At 74.7% G+C, this 19,121-nt stretch carries 14 protein-coding genes; 10 read left to right on the forward strand and 4 right to left on the reverse strand.

Going from position 1 to position 19,121, the window contains the following annotated elements:
* Window positions 1–25 precede the first annotated feature (25 nt).
* From ABGA99_RS29940 to ABGA99_RS29960, 5 genes are all read left to right on the forward strand, one after another.
* Complete coding sequence (locus tag ABGA99_RS29940; RefSeq protein WP_347583837.1) at window positions 26–1,774, forward strand: RNA ligase family protein; 1,749 nt, start codon at window positions 26–28, stop codon at window positions 1,772–1,774.
* On the forward strand, window positions 1,774–4,041 hold the full coding sequence (locus tag ABGA99_RS29945) for a poly(A) polymerase (protein WP_347583838.1): 2,268 nt from the start codon (window positions 1,774–1,776) through the stop codon (window positions 4,039–4,041). The genes ABGA99_RS29940 and ABGA99_RS29945 overlap by 1 nt, the downstream gene beginning before the upstream one ends.
* Window positions 4,042–4,414: 373 nt before the next feature.
* Complete coding sequence (locus ABGA99_RS29950) at window positions 4,415–6,295, forward strand: sugar-binding protein (protein WP_347580640.1); 1,881 nt, start codon at window positions 4,415–4,417, stop codon at window positions 6,293–6,295.
* Between the two features lie 175 nt (window positions 6,296–6,470).
* The gene (locus tag ABGA99_RS29955; protein WP_347583839.1) at window positions 6,471–7,799 is read left to right on the forward strand and encodes a DUF2252 domain-containing protein; all 1,329 of its coding nucleotides are present in this window, start codon (window positions 6,471–6,473) and stop codon (window positions 7,797–7,799) included.
* Window positions 7,800–7,979: 180 nt separating this feature from the next.
* Window positions 7,980–9,827, forward strand: coding sequence for a glycosyl hydrolase family 18 protein (locus ABGA99_RS29960; RefSeq protein WP_347583840.1), 1,848 nt, complete (start codon window positions 7,980–7,982; stop codon window positions 9,825–9,827).
* A gap of 193 nt (window positions 9,828–10,020) precedes the next feature.
* On the opposite strand, the gene ABGA99_RS29965 is transcribed toward ABGA99_RS29960, so the two are convergent.
* The gene (locus ABGA99_RS29965; RefSeq protein WP_347580643.1) at window positions 10,021–10,644 is read right to left on the reverse strand and encodes a snapalysin family zinc-dependent metalloprotease; all 624 of its coding nucleotides are present in this window, start codon (window positions 10,642–10,644) and stop codon (window positions 10,021–10,023) included.
* Between the two features lie 200 nt (window positions 10,645–10,844).
* On the opposite strand from ABGA99_RS29965, the gene ABGA99_RS29970 reads away from it, so the two are divergent.
* The 4 genes from ABGA99_RS29970 (at window position 10,845) to ABGA99_RS29985 (ending at window position 15,639) form a co-directional block, all read left to right on the forward strand.
* Complete coding sequence (locus ABGA99_RS29970; protein ID WP_347583848.1) at window positions 10,845–11,792, forward strand: LysR family transcriptional regulator; 948 nt, start codon at window positions 10,845–10,847, stop codon at window positions 11,790–11,792.
* A 221-nt stretch (window positions 11,793–12,013) separates the two neighbouring features.
* Window positions 12,014–13,393 carry a hemolysin family protein gene (locus tag ABGA99_RS29975; RefSeq protein WP_347583841.1) on the forward strand — a complete coding sequence of 460 codons (1,380 nt, stop codon included), beginning with the start codon at window positions 12,014–12,016 and terminating at the stop codon, window positions 13,391–13,393.
* The gene (locus ABGA99_RS29980; RefSeq protein WP_347583842.1) at window positions 13,390–14,412 is read left to right on the forward strand and encodes a hemolysin family protein; all 1,023 of its coding nucleotides are present in this window, start codon (window positions 13,390–13,392) and stop codon (window positions 14,410–14,412) included. Before ABGA99_RS29975 ends, ABGA99_RS29980 begins: the two co-directional genes overlap by 4 nt.
* A 138-nt stretch (window positions 14,413–14,550) precedes the next feature.
* Window positions 14,551–15,639 carry a hypothetical protein gene (locus tag ABGA99_RS29985; RefSeq protein WP_347580646.1) on the forward strand — a complete coding sequence of 363 codons (1,089 nt, stop codon included), beginning with the start codon at window positions 14,551–14,553 and terminating at the stop codon, window positions 15,637–15,639.
* Between the two features lie 52 nt (window positions 15,640–15,691).
* Here the strand turns inward: ABGA99_RS29985 and ABGA99_RS29990 are convergent, their stop codons facing one another.
* On the reverse strand, window positions 15,692–16,342 hold the full coding sequence (locus ABGA99_RS29990; RefSeq protein ID WP_347583843.1) for a LysE family translocator: 651 nt from the start codon (window positions 16,340–16,342) through the stop codon (window positions 15,692–15,694).
* 449 nt (window positions 16,343–16,791) lie between these two features.
* On the opposite strand from ABGA99_RS29990, the gene ABGA99_RS29995 reads away from it, so the two are divergent.
* Complete coding sequence (locus ABGA99_RS29995; RefSeq protein ID WP_347583844.1) at window positions 16,792–17,526, forward strand: GAF and ANTAR domain-containing protein; 735 nt, start codon at window positions 16,792–16,794, stop codon at window positions 17,524–17,526.
* A gap of 84 nt (window positions 17,527–17,610) precedes the next feature.
* Here ABGA99_RS29995 and ABGA99_RS30000 read toward each other — a convergent pair whose 3' ends face one another.
* Together ABGA99_RS30000 and ABGA99_RS30005 are read right to left on the reverse strand one after the other, a co-directional pair.
* Window positions 17,611–18,096 carry a hypothetical protein gene (locus ABGA99_RS30000; RefSeq protein ID WP_347580649.1) on the reverse strand — a complete coding sequence of 162 codons (486 nt, stop codon included), beginning with the start codon at window positions 18,094–18,096 and terminating at the stop codon, window positions 17,611–17,613.
* 79 nt (window positions 18,097–18,175) lie between these two features.
* Window positions 18,176–18,883: a S1 family peptidase gene (locus ABGA99_RS30005; protein ID WP_347583845.1), complete on the reverse strand. Its 708-nt coding sequence runs from the start codon at window positions 18,881–18,883 to the stop codon at window positions 18,176–18,178.
* Between the last annotated feature and the right edge of the window lie 238 nt (window positions 18,884–19,121).

Raw genomic sequence — 19,121 nt, forward strand, 5'->3', positions numbered from 1 at the left:
CCCGACAGCGTCACGGAGCCGGATCATGCGTGTGCACTATCCCCGTACACCGCATCTCCCGTGGTCGCCTGGGGCGGCCTCGGACGACGTACGGGCCGGTGAGCTGTCCGGGCTGCGGGGGCGCGAGGTCGTGGTCACCGAGAAGCTCGACGGGGAGAACACCACCCTTTACACCGACGGGCTGCACGCCCGGTCGCCGGATTCGGCGCACCATCCCTCGCGGGCATGGGTGAAGGGCCTGCAGGGGCGGATCGGCCGGGAGATACCGCGGGGTTGGCGGGTGTGCGGCGAGAACGTCTTCGCGCGCCACTCGATCGCCTACGAGGACCTGGAGAGCTGGTTCTACGGGTTCTCCGTCTGGGACGGCGACCGCTGCCTGGACTGGGACCGGACGGTCCGGTTCTTGCGGCGGCGGGGCGTGCCGGTGCCGCCGGTGCTGTGGCGCGGGGTGTTCGACGAGCGGGTGCTGCGGGCGCTGCGGCTGGACACCGCGCGGCAGGAGGGGTATGTCGTGCGCGCCGTCGAGGGGTTCGGCCTCGCGGAGTTCGGGCAGCGCGTCGCCAAGTGGGTACGCCGGGGACACGTCCAGACCGACACGCACTGGATGCACGCCGCCGTCGTGGAGAACGGGCGGGGTCCGAAGGCCGCACTGTGGGCGGTGCGTTCGGGCGGGACCGCCGACGTGGCGTCGCTGTCGGCCGCGGTGGGCGCCGTCCCGGAGGATGCGGCCGCCGCGGAAGCCGCCGTCGCGGACGTGTCCGCGAGGCTGGCCGGGCTGGGCCGGTACGGCGACGCGCGGCTGGCGGGAGTGCTGGCGGCGATGCTCCACGGGTCGCGCCGGGCGTGGCTCGCGCCCCGGCTCGCGGGGCCGCTGGGCATGCCTGCCGCGCGCCGTGTCGCCGATCTGGTGGGGTTGTTCGCCGGTCTGCAGCGTCCCTGGCCGGACGGCGACCGCCGGGCCGGTCTCGTACGCCTCGCGCTCGCCGCCGACCTGGGGGTGCTGCACGCGGTCGCGGGGGCGCTCGCGCGGGGCGCCGGAGCGCGCGAGCAGGTGGAGTGGTCGGCCCTGCACGCCGAGGACGCCGGGCTGCTCGGCCCGGCGCCGCTGGAGCCGCTGCGGGCCGGGCTGCGGGCCGCGCTCGACGGCCTCGGCTCCGACGCCGCCGACCGGTGCTGGGCCGAGGCGCGGGACGCGTACGCCGCCGGGCGGATCGCCACCGTCGCGGAGGCGGTGGCGGCGAGTTGGCGGTGGCGCTCCGGGTCGTTCCCCAAGCTCGTCCATCTCGTCGGGCCGTCCGGCAGCGGCAAGAGCACGTTCGCCGGGAACCTCGCCGGGACCGGCGCGTACGTCTGCCTGGACGACCTGCGCACGGCCCGGGGCTCGCGCGCCGACCAGCGGGCCAACGGGGACGTCCTGCGGGCGGGTCTGGACCGGCTCGACGCGGCGCTGGCCGGCGGCGGGACCGCGGTGTGGGACGCCACCTCCCTCAACCGGCACCAGCGGGCCGCGGTGCACCGGGTGGCAGCGCGCCGCGACGCCCTGGTCACCCACGTGGTCGCGCTGGTCGACGAGGACGAGCTGGTACGGCGCAACCGGGCACGGGCGCACCCGGTGCCGCCGGACGTGCTCATCGCCCAGGTGCACCGGTTCACCCCGCCCTATCCGGGCGAGGCGCACCGCACCTGGTACGCCGGCGCGGACGGAACGGTCGCCGACACCGCCGGCGCGCTGGCCGGGCCCGCGGACGAGGGCGAGGGCGAGGGCGAGGCGTGATGCGTACGAGCGACGAGATATACCACCGGGTCCGCTGGGACCCGCGGTTCGATCCCGCCAGGTTCGTGCTGGGGATCAACCAGCGCGGCGCGGCGCCCAAGCGGGTCCCGCTGCCCTCCTTCGTCCCCGGCGGCGACATTCCGTGGCACCGGATCGTGTTCGTCGAGGCGGACGGCGAACTGCTCTGGGACCGCGCCACCGGCGTGGACCGTATCGACACCTCGGACGCCGGCCGAAGGCGCAGTCCCCGTCTGCTGAGCGCCCCCTTCTTCACCGCCGCAACGCCCTTCCGGTGGGAGCCGGCGGCCGGTTGGCGCCCCGCCGACGACCCCCCGCCCGCGGTGCCGGGCGCTGCGGGCGTCCGGATCCTCACCTGGAACACGTTGTGGGACCGTTACGACAGCGACCGCATCGAGACCGTCCGGCGCCGCCCGCTGCTGCTCGCCGCCCTGGCGGACGCCGACGCGGACGTCATCGCGCTCCAGGAGGTCGAGGCGGATCTGCTCACCCTGCTCATGCGGGCCCCCTGGGTCCGTGCCGGCTACACCCTGGGCACCGACCCCGGCGGCAAGGGCGTCGCCGACTGCGGGCTGCTGCTGCTCAGCCGGCTGCCCGTACGCGAGGCGGGCTGGCACGCGCTCGGACCGCACAAGGCCGTCACCGCCCTCACCGTGGACACCGGCACCGGTCCCCTCGTCGTGGCCACGACGCATCTGAGCAGCGACCACTCCGCCGACGGCCCCGCCCTGCGGCGGGCCCAACTGGGCCGGCTCGCCGAGGGACTCCGCGGCGTGGCCGGCGACCTCGTCCTGGTCGGTGACTTCAACGACGGCGGTGACGCCCCCGCCACCGCGCTCGGGCTGCGGGACGTCTGGACGGAGGTCCACGGCGCCGGCGACCGGACGCCCACGTTCGACCCGGGCGTCAACCCGCTGGCCGCCGTGTCCTCGCTGTCCGGCCGGGCCTCCCGGCTGGATCGCGTCCTCCTGCGCCCGGGCCGGTTGCGCGCGACGGGGGCCGCCCTGCGGGGCGACTCCCCCACGCCGGACGGGCTGTACGTCTCGGACCACTACGGCGTGCAGGCCGACGTGGCGCCGGGCACCGCCGGACCCGCCGCCGTGCCGGCCGCGGCGGGCGAGGCCGAGGACGCCCGGGCGCGCGAGATCGTGCGGCGCATCTCGGGGGCGCTGGGGGAAGGCGTCGTCCACCTCGCCGGATCGCGGCGCATGGGCTGCGCCCTGGCCGGCGCGGATCTGGACCTGGTCGCGGCGCTGCCCGGGGACGCCGGCCTCTCCGGGGTACGGGCGCGGGTGAGCGCCGCACTGCCGGACGCCACCCGGGTGCGGCAGGTGACCGGCGCCCGCGTGCCGGGCCTGCGGCTGCGCACCGGCGGCCTGGACGTCGACCTGGTCGTCGCCGCCACCGGAGCGCTCGATCCCGCCGAAGCGGTCGCCCGGCGCGCCGAGTCGGGCGAGGCGGCGGCGATCGCCCTGAGCGCGGTGAGCGACGCGGAGGCGGTACGGACCGCGGTCGGCGGCCGTCACCCCGCCTTCGTCCGGCTCGCGACCCGGGTGAAGGCGTGGGCGAAGGCCCGCGGCCTCGATTCGGCCCCGTTCGGCGGACTGCCGGGCCTGGCCTGGTCGGTGCTGGCGGCCCGTACCGTACGCGAGGCCGTCGAACCGGCCGCGCCGGACCTGCTGGTGCACTTCTTCGGCACCTGGGCCGCCTGGGACTGGCGGGATCCGGTCGCCCTCGGCACCGCGGCCACGGGACCGCGGGCGCCGGTGGTCGTCCTCACCCCCACAGCGCCGGTCCGTACCTGCACCGGGCAGGTGACCGCCGGCTTCCGGGACCTGCTGGCCGACGAGCTGTACCGCGCCTGGGCCCTGCTGGAGCAGGCGGCGGAGACCGGCGGGGACCCCTGGCCCGAGCTGCTGTCGCCGCCGCCCCTGCACCGGCGGCACGCGGCCTGGGCGGTCCTGACCGTACGCCGGGACCTGGCCGGGGAGTTCGAGGAGACCCTGGGGCGCGTCCGGGGGCGTCTGCCGGCGCTGCTGACGGCTCTGGAGGAGACCGGCGCGGCGGACGCGCACGCCTGGCCCCGGCCGTTCGAGACCGGGCCGGCGTGCGCGCGGTACGCGATCGGCCTCGGCCGCACCCCGCCCGGTGCCGCCCGGCTCGCGGAGATCGCCGACGGGTGGTGCGGCGGGCTGCGCGGGGTCGGCCTCGCCCGGGCGGCGGGCGGCACCGTACCGGCCCTGCGCTGACCTTCGCCCGCGGGAGGCCGCCGGTGCCGCCGCCCCGGCTATGGCGGCTTCGTGAAAACGATCCCGGGCGGGGTCCAGGAGGTCCCGGCCACGTGCTCAGCCAGGCCGTCCCGCCGTTCTCGGTGGTCACATGCATTCCGGAGTACGCCGTCGGATGATCCGAACTCTGTCACACGCGGTGCGATATGTCTCGTACTCCCGTTCCCGTGCCGACAGTTGGGAACACCACGGGGCGCACCGGGAGACGGCGGCTGACGTCCAGTTGACAAGATGTCCTGACAAACCCCTTGCCCCGGCTCCCGGTCTGGCTTAGAAAGGCGGTCGTGAGCCTCATCAAGCGGGGCTCACCACGTACGTCAAGGGGAGGCCATCGGTGACGAACTCGGCACAGGGGGACAGAACGGAGCCCGTTCGGGCACAGGACGCGGACCGGTCGGGACCGAGCCGGCGGCTCGTCTCGGCCGCGCTGGTGTCCGGCATCGTCGGTACGGCGCTGGGCGCGACCGCCCCGTCCGCGTGGGCGGACGACTGGAGCGTGCCGCGTCCGCGCAAGGCGCCGCCGGGACGGCGGGACCGTGCCCACAACGACGTTCTCTTCGTCGGCGCGCACCCGGACGACGAGTGCGGCAACCTCGCGACCTTCGGGCAGTGGCGGGAGCAGCACGGCTTGAGCACCGGCGTGCTCACCGTCACCCGCGGCGAGGGCGGCGGCAACGCGGTCGGCCCGGAGGAGGGTCCGCCGCTCGGGCAGATGCGGGAGGACGAGGAGCGCGAGGCGGTCGGCCTCGCCGGCATCGACAACATCTACTACCTCGACAAGCCCGACTTCTGGTACACGCTGTCCGGCCCGCTGACGGCCGCGATCTGGGACGTGGACGACACGCTGGAGCGCGTCGTCCGGCTGATCCGCGCCACCACCCCGGACACGGTCGTGACGATGGACCCGCGCCCCTTCAACCAGCACGGCGGCCACCAGCTGTCCGCGCGGCTGGCGATCGAGGCGTTCTTCCTCGCCGGCGACCCGCGCGCGTTCCGCTCGCAGATCACCAAGGAGGGCTACCGCCCGCACCGCCCGCGGCTGCTGCTCGCGCAGAACTACGGCTTCGGCAGCCTGCTCGGCCCGGACGCCCCGAAGCAGCGGCGTACGGACCGCGCCAGCGGGCTGCCCGTCTTCGGCGTCTTCACCGGTACGCAGAGCAAGGAGTACGGCACGAGCTGGGCGCAGGTCGAGCGGAACGCCGCCCGCAAGTACGTCACGCAGGGCTGGGCCGCGCGGCCGCCGCAGGTGCCGACCGACCCCGAGCAGCTGGGCTCCGACTGGTACACCGTCCTGGCGGCGAACGGCAAGGCCGTGAAGTCGAAGGTGCGGCCCCAGGGCGAGCTGCGCCCGCTGTACGCGGAGTTCCGCGACTGGACGGAGCGCGTCGGCCTGCCGTGGCTGGCGAACGACACCCAGCCGGCGTACCCCGCCGCCCCGGCCACGACGATCCCCGAGGTCGCCACCGCCCCCGTGCTCGACGGGGTGGAGCGCCCCGGCGAGTACCCGGGCCCCGAACTGCCGCTGGTGCACTGGGAGGGCGAGAAGGTCGGCGCGGAGGACATCTCGGCGACGGCGAAGCTCTCGCGGCACGGTGACGACCTGTACGTGTTCGTCAAGGTCACCGACGAGCGCAGGGGCACGGCGCTGGAGGAGAGCGACGCCAAGCGCCACTGGCGTACGGACGCGGTCGAGATCACCCTCGACCCGCGCGGCACGGCCGACGACACCTCGACGACGTTCAAGACGGGCATCTTCCCGTACACCGCGAACGGCGGCGGTGCGGCGGCCGAGCGCGACGGCGACAACCGGCAGGGCCCGGCGGCCACCACGGCGCCCGGCATGCGGGTGGTCTCGCTGGTCTCGGACCCGTACCAGGGCTACACGATCGAGGCGAAGATCGCGCTGGCCGACCTGCCGGCCGCCGCGGACCCGGAGAAGTTCGCGCTCAACGTCCTGGTGTACGACTCGGACACCGACGACAAGACCGGCCAGACCCGGCTCGCGTGGTCGCCGTTCGGCAGCGCCCAGGCCGACCCGTACGTCTGGGGCAACGCGACGCTGGAGGGCTACACCCCGCCGGCGGACCGGCCCACGGAGCCGGCCGAGCCGGAGATCCCGAAGGACGCGGCACGCAGCGAGGACTCGCCGGCATCGGTGGCGCAGTCGCAGCGTACGGGCGTCCCGCTCGCGGTCGGCCCGCGCCCCCGCCGCTGACGCGGCGGGCAGGCAACGGCAGGCAGGCTTCGGACAGCCGAAGCACCCGGCAGGCGCGCGCCGTTTGCGCGCGTCTGCCGGGCGTACGCCCCGCGCCCCGCCCGCCCCGGCGGGGCGCGGACCGCACGCCCCGGGCGCCCCTGTCCCGGGGTGCCGCGCCGGTATCGTGAGGCGCATGGTCACGGACACCAGGGACGCTCAGCGCGGCGAGGAAATACTCGCCGTCTTCGACTCCGCATTCGGCGAGCTGCTCGCCGCCGATCCCGCCGCCTTCCGGCTGAAGTTCCGCAAGATGGCCGCCTCGGCGTTCGCCTTCTACCGCGGGACGGCCTGCCTCTATTACCACGATCTGGAGGCCGGCGAGCGCGGCGATCCGTTCCTGACCGAGCAGACCGGCCGCGTCTGGATCCACGGCGATCTGCACGCCGAGAACTTCGGCACGTACATGGACGCCAACGGCCGCCTGGTCTTCAACGTCAATGACTTCGACGAGGCGTTCGTCGGCCCGTTCACCTGGGACGTCAAGCGGCTGGCCGGCTCGCTGGCGCTCATCGGCTACACCAAGGCGCTCAGCGACGGGCAGATCTCCGGCCTCGTGCGGGCGTACGCCGACGCCTACCGCGAGCGCATCCGCGCCCTCGCCGCCGGCGCCAAGGACGACGAGGTGCCGCCCTTCACCCTCGACACCGCCTCCGGACCGCTCCTCGGCGCGTTGCGCACCGCCCGCGCGCACACCCGCTTCGGGCTGCTGGAGACGATGACGGAGGTACGGGACTTCGAGCGCCGCTTCACCTCCGGCGGCGGCGCGATCGAGCTGGACGCGGCCACCCGCGCCCGGGTGCTCGACGCCTTCGAGGGCTATCTGGAGACGCTGCCCTCCGGCGGCCGGGAGCGGCGCCCCGACGCGTACCGGGTGAAGGACGTCGTCGGCCGCCGGGGCATCGGGATCGGCAGCGCGGGGCTGCCGTCGTACAACATCCTGCTCGAAGGGCACAGCGACGCCCTGGAGAACGACATCGTCATCTACATGAAGCGCGGCCAGACCCCGGCGGTCGCGCGGCACATCACCGACCCGGCGATCCGCCGCTACTTCCGCCACGAGGGACACCGCACGGTGATCTCGCAGCGCGCGCTGCAGGCCGCGTCCGACCCGTGGCTGGGCTGGACCGAGCTGGACGGGGCGGGGCAACTGGTCGCGGAGGTGTCGCCGTACGCGGTGGACCTGGACTGGTCCGACATCGACGACCCGGAGCAGGCCACGGCCGTCGTGGGCGACCTGGGCCGGGCCACCGCCACCATGCACGCGGCGGCGGACGTGGCGGAGAGCGGGCACTCGCTGGTGCCGTTCTCGACGGAGCAGGCGATCGACGGGGCGATCTCGGCGGACGCCGACGGGTTCACGGAGATGCTGGTGGACTTCGCGCACGACTACGGGGTACGGGCGCGGGCCGACCACCAGATCTTCGTCGACCTCTTCCGCAACGGGCGGATCTCGGGCCTCTGAGGAAGCCCCCGGACGGACGGCACCCGTACGACGGGGCACGGCGGCAGCACAGGGCGCGTACGCGGACGGCGTGCGCGCCCTGACGTGTACGCGTCCCCTTGACATCATTATTGGTCTGGACCAACCTGTCCCTCGCGCATCCCCCGCCAGGCCCCAACACCCCAAGCCGTGGAGGCAGTTGTGGACCGATTCCTGCGCTTCTCCAGACACCGCTTCCGCCGCAGCGTCCCGCTCGCGGCCCTGATCGCCGCGTTCGCCCTGCTGGGCGGCGTGCTCTCCGGCACCGCCGCCGGCGCCACCGCGCCCGAGGCCGCCGCCGAGCCCAACCTCGTCCGCAACGGCGGCATCGAGGCGGGACTCGACGGCTGGAGCTGCTCCGCCGGCAGCGGCTCCGCGGTCTCCAGCCCCGTGCGCAGCGGGGCTTCCGCCCTGCGGGTCCAGCCGTCGGGCGGCGACCAGGGCCAGTGCACCCAGACCGTGCCCGTACGGCCCGATTCGCAGTACGCGCTGAGCGGCTGGGTGCAGGGCTCGTACGCCTACCTCGGCGCCCGCGGCACCGGCACCACCGACGTCGCGGACTGGACCCCCGCCGCGAGCACCTGGACCGAGCTGAACACGTCCTTCACCACCGGTCCGCACACCACCTCGGTGACGGTCTACACCCACGGCTGGTACGGCCAGCCCGCCTACCACGCCGACGACCTCACCCTCACCGGCCCCGGCGGCGACCCCGGCACCGCCCCCGCCGCCCCCTCAGGACTCGCGGTCAGCTCCACCACCGCCACCTCCGTCTCGCTGTCCTGGAGCGCGGTGAGCGGCGCGACCGGCTACACCGTCTACCGCGACGGCACCCGCGCCACCTCCGTGACCGGCACCTCCGCCACCGTCACGGGGCTGACGCCCGGGACCTCGTACCGCTTCGAGGTGACCGCGACCAACGCCGCCGGCGAGTCCGCCAGGTCGGCCACCGTCAGCGCCACCACCGGCGACGGCGGCGGCAACCCCGGCGGCACCCTGCCCCCGCACGCCCTCGTGGGCTATCTGCACACCAGCTTCGCCAACGGCTCCGGCTACACCCGGCTCGCGGACGTCCCGGCGAGCTGGGACGTCATCAACCTCGCCTTCGGCGAGCCCACCTCGTCGACCTCCGGCGACATCCGCTTCCGGCTCTGCCCGCAGACCGAGTGCCCGAACGTGGAGCCGGTGGCGGACTTCAAGGCGGCGATCGCGGCCAAGCAGGCCGCGGGCAAGAAGGTGCTGCTGTCCATCGGCGGCCAGAACGGGCAGGTGCAGTTGACCAGTACGGCCGCGCGCGACGCCTTCGTCCGGTCGGTCGGCGGCATCATCGACGAGTACGGGCTCGACGGCGTCGACATCGATTTCGAGGGCCACTCGCTCTCGCTCGACGCGGGCGACACCGACTTCCGGAACCCCACCACCCCGTCGATCGTCAACCTGATCTCGGCGCTGAAGACGCTCAAGGCCGAGTACGGCGAGCGCTTCGTGCTCACCATGGCGCCGGAGACGTTCTTCGTGCAGATGGGCTACCAGTTCTACGGCCGCGGCCAGTGGGGCGGCCAGGACCCGCGCTGCGGCGCGTACCTGCCGGTGATCCACGCACTGCGGGACTCGCTGACGCTGCTGCACGTCCAGGACTACAACTCCGGCCCGATCATGGGTCTGGACAACCAGTACCACACCATGGGCGGCGCCGACTTCCACATCGCCATGACCGACATGCTGCTCACCGGCTTCCCGGTCGCGGGCGACTCCGAGCGGTTCTTCCCGGCGCTGCGCCCGGACCAGGTGGCCATCGGGATGCCGGCCAGCACCCAGGCGGGCAACGGGCACGTGTCGACCGGCGAGGTGAACAAGACGCTGGACTGCCTGACGAAGGGCAGCAACTGCGGCTCGTACCGGACCCACGGCACCTGGCCCGGCATGCGCGGGCTGATGACCTGGTCGATCAACTGGGACCGGTACAACAACTGGGAGTTCTCCAGGAACTTCGACGCCTACTGGCCGTAGGACGCCGCCGGAGGACGCGCGCCGGCCCCGGGCGGCCGGACGCGCGCCGCGCCCGCCCCGCAGGTTCGCGGGGCGGGCGCGGTCGGGCCGCCGGGCACGTGGCCCGCGGGCGGCGGCCCGCCGGTTCCGTGTGGGGCCGGGACCGGGCTCGGCCGGCGTCCGGCTCCGGGCGCTGCCCGCAGCCGGGTCCGGCTCAGCCGAAGTTGCGGTCCACGCGGGCCGCTTCGTTCGCGTTCGGGTAGGCGTTGCGGCAGGACGTGCCGGGGCCGCCGCCGGACATCAGTTCGCTGCACGGGCCGCTGTAGTTGTCCGGCAGACCGAGGATGTGGCCGGTCTCGTGGGTGACGACCCGCAGCGAGTAGTACTGCTGGGTCTGACGGAGGTCCAGGAAGACGTAGCCGTGGCCGCGGCCGTCCGTCACGGCGTGGCTGCCGCGCGGGTCGTTGCCCTGGCGGTAGCTGAAGTCGCCGGAGCCGGAGGTCTCGGCGAGGGTGATGTTGTTGGTGGCGTTGTTCCAGATCTGGGTGCTCTGGGCTATGTCGCCCTGGTAGTTGGGTGCGCTGGCGTCGTTGTACGTGATGGTGACGGCCTGGTAGCCGGGTTCGGCCGCCTGCTTCTCCCGCGCCTTCTCCCGGATCATCTCGAAGAAGGCCCGGTTCTCCGCCTGCTGTTCCTTGTCATGCCCGACGTACGCCGCGGAGGCCCGCGTCGTCTGCCGGTCGTGGTGGTCGGCCGCGGGTGCCGGGGAGGCGGCCAGGCCGGTCAGCGCCAGGCCGAGGCCCAAGGCGGTGGAGACCAGTCTTCCGGAGAGCTTCATGGGGGTTTTCTCCTCGCGAACGATTGGTCGGTCGGTCGCTGAGGAGTCTGCGGGCGAAGAGGCGGCCGGGGGCAGATCTCATCCGGTGATAGCGGCGTACGATCCCGCCCCCGCCGACGCCCGCGGCCGGGGCGGAACGGCGCATAGGTGTAGTGCCCCTGACAAATGTTTGCGGCTATGCTCCCCGCGTGGAGCTGGAGTTGAGGCATCTGCGCGCGCTGTGCGCGATCTCCGACGCCGGAAGTGTCCACGGGGCGGCCAGGTGGCTCGGAGTCTCCCAGCCCGCCCTGACGGCACAGTTGAACCGCATCGAACGGGCCGTGGGCGGCCGGCTGTTCGTACGCGACCGCTCGGGCTGCCGCCCGACCCCGCTCGGCCGCTCCGTGACCGCCCGCGCGCGGCCGATCATCGCCGAGATGTCCACCCTGGTCAGCGAGGCGCGCGAGGAGGCCCGCGCGCTGGAGAGCGGGCCCCGGCTGCGGCTGGGCAGCACCGCGAACCGGGCGGTGGCCGGCTGGCTGTGCCGGCTGCGCGGGCGGTTCCCGGACACGGACGTCTCCATCCGCGTCGACCCGTCGCCGAACACGCTGCTGCGGATGGTCGCCGAGGGGCAGCTCGATGTCGCGTTCGTGCACGAGGTCACCGGCTGCCCGCTGCGCGTACCCGACGGCGTCGGCCAGCGCACGCTGCTCTGGCGCGAGCCGCAGTTCGTCGCGCTGCCCGCGACGCACCCCGCGGCCGCGGGCGAGGAGGTGGCGCTCGCCGACCTGTGCGGGCACCCGTGGGTCGTCGACCCGCACGTGGACGGCGAGTGGCACGGCATCCGCCGGATGTTCGCCAGCGCCGGGCTGGAGCTGCGGGTCATCCAGGGCGACTACCTGACGGGCGCCGACCTGGTACGGGCCGGGGTGGCCGTCACCCCGTGCCAGCCCACCTCGACGCCTCGCCCCGGCATGGCGATCAGGCCGCTGCGCGGCGACCCGCTGACCGTACGGCTCATTCTGGCCGCCCGGGCGGCCTCGACCACCGACGGCGAGTTCCACGCCGTCTACAGCGCGCTGGAGGACGCCTACCGCGAGGCGGCCAGGTCCACCGAGACGTATCTGCGCTGGCTGCACCGCAACGACAACCCGCTGCTGCTGACCTGACGCCGCCGCCCCGCCCGGGTACCGCCGCCCCGTGCCTGGTCACAGGCACGCCAGCCGGTTTACTATCCCTTTACCCTGGTATCGGAGACACTCGATACGGGAAACTCCAGGACACCCACACCGACGATCACGAAGGAGCAGCGTCCCGCAATGGGCGAACCTCCCAGTACCAGCCGTGCCACAGCCCGCCGGAGAACGAGTGACGGGGCGGGGGTGGCACGGTGACCGAGATCCTCCTGCTGCTCGCCGCCCTGGCGCTGACCCTGGCCTGCGCGATCTTCGTGGCGGCCGAGTTCTCCCTGACCACCGTCGAGCGCGGCGATCTGGAGCGGGCCGCCGCCGCCGGTGAGCGGGGCGCCGAGGGCGCCCTCAAGGCCGTCCGCCGGCTCACCTTCCAGCTCTCCGGCGCCCAGCTCGGCATCACCGTGACCTCGCTGGTCATCGGCATGCTGGCCGAGCCCTCGCTGGCCACGCTGCTGCGCGGCCCGCTTCAGGCCCTCGGCCTGGGCGGCGCGGCCTCGCCGGTGGCGACGCTGCTGGGGGTGGCGCTGTCCACGGTGGTGCTGATGGTGATCGGCGAGCTGGTGCCGAAGAACTGGGCGATCGCCCGGCCGCTGGCCGTGGCGAAGACCGTGGCCGGCCCGCAGCGCGGCTTCACCACCGCCTTCGGCCCGTTCATCCGCCATCTGAACAGCACGGCGAACCGCGTCGTACGCCGCGTCGGCCTGGAGCCCGCCGAGGAGCTGGCCTCCGCCCGTACGCCCGACGAACTGGTCTCGCTGGCCCGGCACTCCGCCGCGGGCGGCACGCTGGAGGCGGACTCCGCCGAGCTGTTCGTCCGTACCCTGCACCTGCACGAGCTGACCGCCGAGAACGTCATGACGCCCCGCGTCGACGTCAAGGCGCTGGAGTCCGGCGCCACCGCCGCCGACGCCGCGAACCTCGCCCACGCCACCGGCCTGTCCCGCTTCCCCGTCTACGCCCACAGCCTGGACGAGGTCGTCGGCACGGTGCACATCCGCGACGTGCTCGCGCTGGAGCCCCCGACGCGGGCCGCGACGGCGGTCACCGAGCTGGCCACCGAGCCGCTGCTGGTGCCCGAGACGCTGCCCGCCGACCGGCTGCTGGAGCGCCTGCGGGAGCGGCGCACGATGGCCGTGGTCATCGACGAGTACGGCGGCACCGCCGGCGTGGCCACGATGGAGGACATCGTCGAGGAGGTCGTCGGCGAGGTGCGCGACGAGCACGACCCGGTCGAGCTGCCCGACCTCCAGCCGGCGGGCGTCGGCGCCGACGGCCGGCCCACCTGGGACGCCGACGGCAGCGTCCGCCTGGACCAGCTCGCCGAGCTGGGCCTGGAAGCCCCGGAGGGGCCGTACGAGACGGTCGCCGGGCTGATCGCCACGCTGCTGGCCCGCATCCCCGCCAAGGGCGACGCGGTGCACCTCGGCGGCTGGCGGCTGGACGTCCTGGCCGTCGAGCACCACCGCGCGGACCGGGTGCGCATCAGCGCTCCCGCCGGCGCCGCGGCCGGTGCCGCGCCGCCGCGCCGGGCCGCAGCGCCCGACCAGCGCCGGCCCGCCCAGGAGGTCCGCCGGTGACCGCGCTGCAACTGTGGATCGGCGCCCTGACGCTGGTCACGAACGCCTTCTTCGTCGCCGCGGAGTTCGCGATGATCTCCGTACGGCGCAGCCAGATCGAGCCGCACGCCCGCCGCGGGCACAAGCGCGCCCGCATCACGCTCTACGGTCTCGAACACCTCTCCGCGATGATGGCCACGGCCCAGCTCGGCATCACCGTCTCCTCGCTGGTGCTGGGCGCGGTCGCCGAGCCGGCCATCGCGCACCTGCTGGAGCCCGGCTTCGAGGCGGCGAACGTGCCGTCGGCCGCCGTGCACCCGATAGCGTTCGTGATCGCGCTGACGGTGGCGACGTACCTGCACATGCTGATCGGCGAGATGATCCCGAAGAACATCGCGCTGGCCGCGCCGGTGCCCACCGTGCTGCTGCTGGGCCCGCCGCTGGTCGCCGTGACCCGCGCGCTGCGCCCGGTGGTCTTCGGCATCAACGCCTTCGCCAACGCGCTGCTGAAGCTGCTGCGGGTGGAGCCGAAGGACGAGGTGGCCGCCGTCTTCACCGACGACCAGCTCGCCCGGATGGTCACCGACGCCAGCCAGGCCGGGCTGCTCCAGCCGGCCGACGGCGAACGGCTGCGGGACGCGCTGGAGCTGGGCACCCGGCCGGTCGGCGAGATCCTGGTGCCCGCGGGCACCATGACCACCGTCGAGGACACCGTGACCCCGGCGCGGCTGGAGCGGCTGGCCGCCGAGGCGGGCTTCTCCCGCTTCCCGGTCACCGACCGGGGCGGGGCGCTGCTGGGCTACCTGCACATCAAGGACACCCTCGGGGTGACGGAGCGGGATGCCCCGTTCCCGCGTTCGGCTCTGCACGCGATGACGCGGGTGGCCATCGACACCCCGCTGGACGACACGCTCACCGCGCTGCGGGCCGCCGGCAGCCATCTGGCGGCCGTCACCGGCGACCAGGGGCGGGTGCTGGGCTTCGTCACCATGGAGGACGTCCTGTCGGAGCTGGTGGGCCCCGCGCCGACCGCGGCGTGAAGCCCCGCCCGCCGGCCCCCGCCCACCGGTTCCTGCCGGGGTACGGGCCGGCGGGCGGCGGCACCGCGCGGAAAACCTCTCGTGCGCGGGAACCGGCCGCGGTACGGTCGCGCTCTCGGCAACGGCGGGAGGCGGCTCATGCACGGTCCGCCCTCCGGCGTGCCCGCGGACGCCCCCGGCGGCGTACCCCTGGCCGACCCGCTCGCGGCGGGGGCGGAGCTGTTCTGTGACGAGTCCGGCTACGAGGGCGAGAACCTCGTCGGCGGCATCACCGACGTCTTCGCGCACGCCGGTGTGACGGTCCCGGCCGGGGACGCGGCCGACTGCATCCGCGAACTGCGGAACCGCATCCGCTCCCCCGCGACCGTCTACAAGGCGAACCACCTGCAGCGCGAGAAGCACCGCGGCACGATGCTGTGGTTCCTCGGCCCCGACGGGCCGCTCCCCGGCCGCGCCCGCGTGCACCTGACGGAGAAGGCGTTCTTCGCCGTCGCCCGGATCGTGGACCTGCTGGTGTCCGGGGCCGACCCGGCGGACGCCGCGGCGATGCTGCGGGACGCGGATGCGCGCGGCCCGGCGGGCGATCTGTACCGCGAGGGCCCGCTCCGCTACGGCCGCGAGCCGTGGCGAGCGTTCCTCGCCTCGTTCAACGAGCTGATGTGGATCAATACCCGCCGCGGCGCGGAGACCTCGGCCGACGGCTTCTTCCGGCTGGCCGACGAGCTCCACCGCGCGGGGGCGCCGGGCGAGGCGGGGCGCGTGCTGGCGCGCGTACGGCAGGCGCGCCCGCGGGCCGAGGCGCTGCGTGCCGCGCTCCTCGCGGACCCGCGGACCGTACCGGCGCTGGACTCGCTGCTGCCGGCGCTGGCCGCGGCGGTCGCGTACTGGGGGCGGGACGGGGCGGCGGTGACCGTCGTGCACGACCGGCAGACGGCGCTGACCGAGGAGCGGGTGGCACGGCTGTACGAGGTGTGCCGGCCGCCCCGGGCGCACCTGCGCGCACTGCGCTTCGTCGACGCGGAGACCGATCCGCGGGTGCAGCTCGCCGACTTCCTCGCGGGGATCGCGCGCAAGCGGGCCTCCGACGCGCTGGCCGGTCTCGCCGACCCCGAACTCGACGAGCTGCTGCGCCCGTACGTCGCCCCGGACTCGGCGTGGGGCGACGAGCGGAGCCGGGCGCTGCTCGTCCCCGCAGCCGCGCCCCGGGCGGGACTCACCTCGGCGTGACGTCCGGGCGCGGGCGCGGCGGCGCCCGGGCCCGGACCTCCCGGGTGCCGGCTCAGCGGGGTGCGGCCGCCAGCCGTACGGCCAGGCCCGCGAAGACGGTGCCGCTGAAGATGTTGAGCCCGCGCGCCAGCCGGCGGCTGCGGCGCAGCGCCCGCGACAGCCGGCCGGAGAGCAGGCCGACCGAGCCGTCGACGCAGAAGCCCACGACGACGCCGGTGATGCCGAGGAGGAGCAACTGCAGCGGCAGATGGCCGCGGCCGGGGTCCACGAACTGCGGCAGGAACGCGATGTTGAACATGATGACCTTGGGGTTCAGCAGGTTGGTGATCATTCCCTGCCAGAACGCGCGGCGCGGCCGCGGCCCGCTGTGCCTGCCGTCCGTGCCGGCCGCCGCGTCGTCCTCGTCGCCGGGCACGGAGCGGTCGCGGAAGGCGCGGATCGCGAGGTAGAGGAGGTAGGCGGCGCCGAGCCAGCGCAGGACGTGGTAGAGCACCGGCAGCGCGCCGAAGAGCGCGGAGAGCCCGAGGGCGGCGGCGCAGGCGTGCACGAGCATGCCGCAGGCGACGCCGGCGGCGGCCATGACGCCCATGCCGGAGCCGCCCCGCCCGCCCATGGCCACGATGAACATCATGTCGGGGCCCGGGGTGATGGAGAGCACGAAGATCGCCACGACGAAGGCGGCGAGGAGGGACATGTCGACCATGGCGGCGATACTCGCACCGCGCCGCCGTGCGGGCGACCCTGTTCCGGATGCCGGGACGCGGCCCTCCGCCGGACCGTCGTCAGGCCCTCGTACGGGGCGGGTCCGGGGCGCCCGTATGGCCGCGGCATATGCCATCACCGGTGGCGTACGACCGCGGAACGCCCGCTGAACGCCCGCCTCCGCGGGGTAGCTTCGCCCCCCGTGCGGCAGCCGTCTAATGTTGTCTGCCACGACCACCCCGGACCCCGGTGGGCCGTCGCCGGAGCACGAGCGAACCGCCCCTCCCTGGGAGCAAGTCCCGGTGCGCGCCCACGCTCGACCGGGAACCACTCCCGAGTTCAGCCCCCGTAGGTACCCGGATGCGGGCAGCGGGTCGCGCGTGACCTCCGGCGGCACGTCCGGCCGCACATCCGGTCGGCACAGCAGCCGTGAAACGAGGTGACGACCCCATGCCCGAGGAGTCGCGAGAGGACGGTCTGGCCGCCGCGTTCGTGGAGCTGGCCGACACCCTCGACAGCGATTTCGACGTCGAGCAGCACGCGCGCAGGCTTGCGTTGCACTGCGCCGAGCTGGTCGACGTCAGCGCCGCGGGCGTCGTCCTCGCCACCGACGACGGTGCCCCGCTGACGGCGTCGGCCTCCGACGAGCGCGCGCACGCCCTGGCGAAGGCGGAGGCGGAGTGGGGCGAGGGCCCCGCCGTCGACTGCTACCGCACCGCGAGACCTGTGCCCGCCACCCCGCTCGCGCACGCGCGGGCCCGCGCGGACTGGCCCCGGTTCACCGGCCGGGCGCTGGAGCTGGGCTTCGCCCTCGTCGCCTCCGCGCCGATGCAGATGCGGGGCACGGTGGTCGGAGCGCTCACTCTCTTCCGGGACCGGCCCGGCACCCTGCACGCCGCGCAGCTGCGGCTGGGCCAGGCGCTCGCCGACGTCGCCACCCTCGGCATCCTGCAGCAGCGCGCGCTCGCCGAGCAGACGGCGGTCGCGGCGCAGTTGCAGAACGCCCTCAACTCCCGCGTCGTCATCGAGCAGGCCAAGGGCGCGCTCGCCCAGCGCCGGAGCATCGCCGTCGACGAGGCGTTCCGCCTGCTGCGCGGGCACGCCCGCAACAACCGCCGGCCGCTGGCCGAGGTGGCCCGCGAGGTGGTCGAGGAAGGGCTCGACCCGACGCCGCAGAAAGGCTGAATCCGGCCCCCGGGACGGCCGGTTCCGGCCGGTCGGGCGCGCGCCGGGGGCGCGTGGCCGTCGGACGGGAGGGCGGGGAGCCGGTCAGGACAGGGCGAACGTCGGCGGCACGCTGGGCAGTTCCATCGCGGCGTCCAGGAACCGGTCCTCGCGCGGCGGCAGGAACTGCAGCGTGCTCGCGTGCGCCGGGCCGTCCGCCGTCATCGCCCACATGCACAGCATCGCCGCGGGCCGCCCCGCGGGGTCGGGCGACGCCTCCAGCGTGGCATAGCGCACCGGCGCCCCGAGCGGCGCCGTCACCAGCACGAAGTGCGCCTCGGGCGGCGCCACCGCGGGCGGCAGGGTGACGAGGACGGAGTCGTGCCGGACGAGCCGGCCCACCGGCCGGTCGCCCGACTGCTCCCCGGCGGGCAGCCCCGCCCCGGCCTGCCGCCACAGCGCCCGCAGCTCGGCGTCGAGCGAGCCGTCGAGCGCGGCGGCGAGCAGGCGCTCCGGTGCCCTCAGGGCGAAGTCGCGGAGCACGGCGTGGGCGAAGGCGTAGTGCTGGCGTCGGGCATCCGTAGCATTCATACATCAGTTCTATCCGAGCCCACTGACAACGCCCCTCCGCCCGGCGGCCGTTCGCCCCGCGACCCGGCCGCCGGCCGGCTCAGGGCAGGGTGAGCCCGTACGCCTGGAGCGCGGGGACCACCGGCTGGTAGAACGTCGCCCCGCCGGAGCTGCACGAGCCGCCGGACACGATCAGCCCGAGCGCCGTACCGCCGGAGAAGGCGGGCCCGGCGCCGTCGCCCGGCTCGACGCAGACGCCGGAGCGGAACAGGCCGAAGACGACGCCCTCGGGATAGCCGACGGTGTCGTTGACCGAGACGACCCGGCCGCAGTGCACGCCCGTGGTCCGGCCGGCGTGGCAGACCTGCTGCCCGACCGAGGGCTGGGCGGCGCCGGTGATCTGGACGACCCCGGGTCCGGCGGCCAGCTCGCCGGGGTAGGTGAAGCCGGGGTGGGTGTAGCGGATCAGGGCGAAGTCGCCGCCGGGGAAGTTCACGGCCTCGGTCCGGCCGACCTCCACCGTCCTGGCGGCGTCCGCGTACCAGACGGGGCCGGCGGCGTCGACGCAGCGGCCCTGCATGAGGGCGTAACGCTCCCCGCCGCGGCCCGCGTTGAAGCCGACCGGGCAGGACGGTCCGGTGCTGCTGTAGAGCATGTCGCCGCCGCGGACGGCTTGGTCCTCGGCCGCGGCGGCGGGCGGGGCGAGGGCGGTGAGCACGGCGAGGAGCGCGGCGGCCAGGACGGCGGCGACCGGGGTGAGCCTCAAGGGGATGGGGTGCGGGGTGAGCGGAGCGCGACGTAAGTTCACGGATCCTCCCGTCGTGGGGTCGGCGACCGCATTGTCGCGCAGGGCCGACTGCCCCGTACAGCAGAGCCGTTCGGCCCTATTCGGGTGCGAATCACCCGGGGCATGCTGGTTGCGCCTCGCCGAGCACCGCCACGAGGTGGTCGGCCACCGGCGCCGGCACGTCGGTGTCGAGCAGCCCCTCGGTACGCAGCGCCGGGGTGAACCCGAGCGTGGCGACCGAGTCCTTGACCTGGCTGAG

It is taken from the genome of Streptomyces sp. B5E4 (assembly GCF_039871555.1).
Lineage (GTDB): Bacteria > Actinomycetota > Actinomycetes > Streptomycetales > Streptomycetaceae > Streptomyces.

Coding starts and splice junctions, on each gene's coding strand:
- ABGA99_RS29995 (WP_347583844.1), top strand. CDS start 16,792: ATGCCCGAGGAGTCGCGAGAGGACGGTCTGGCCGCCGCGTTCGTGGAG.
- ABGA99_RS29940 (WP_347583837.1), top strand. CDS start 26: ATGCGTGTGCACTATCCCCGTACACCGCATCTCCCGTGGTCGCCTGGG.
- ABGA99_RS29990 (WP_347583843.1), bottom strand. CDS start 16,342: ATGGTCGACATGTCCCTCCTCGCCGCCTTCGTCGTGGCGATCTTCGTG.
- ABGA99_RS29945 (WP_347583838.1), top strand. CDS start 1,774: ATGCGTACGAGCGACGAGATATACCACCGGGTCCGCTGGGACCCGCGG.
- ABGA99_RS29955 (WP_347583839.1), top strand. CDS start 6,471: ATGGTCACGGACACCAGGGACGCTCAGCGCGGCGAGGAAATACTCGCC.
- ABGA99_RS29985 (WP_347580646.1), top strand. CDS start 14,551: ATGCACGGTCCGCCCTCCGGCGTGCCCGCGGACGCCCCCGGCGGCGTA.
- ABGA99_RS29965 (WP_347580643.1), bottom strand. CDS start 10,644: ATGAAGCTCTCCGGAAGACTGGTCTCCACCGCCTTGGGCCTCGGCCTG.
- ABGA99_RS30000 (WP_347580649.1), bottom strand. CDS start 18,096: ATGAATGCTACGGATGCCCGACGCCAGCACTACGCCTTCGCCCACGCC.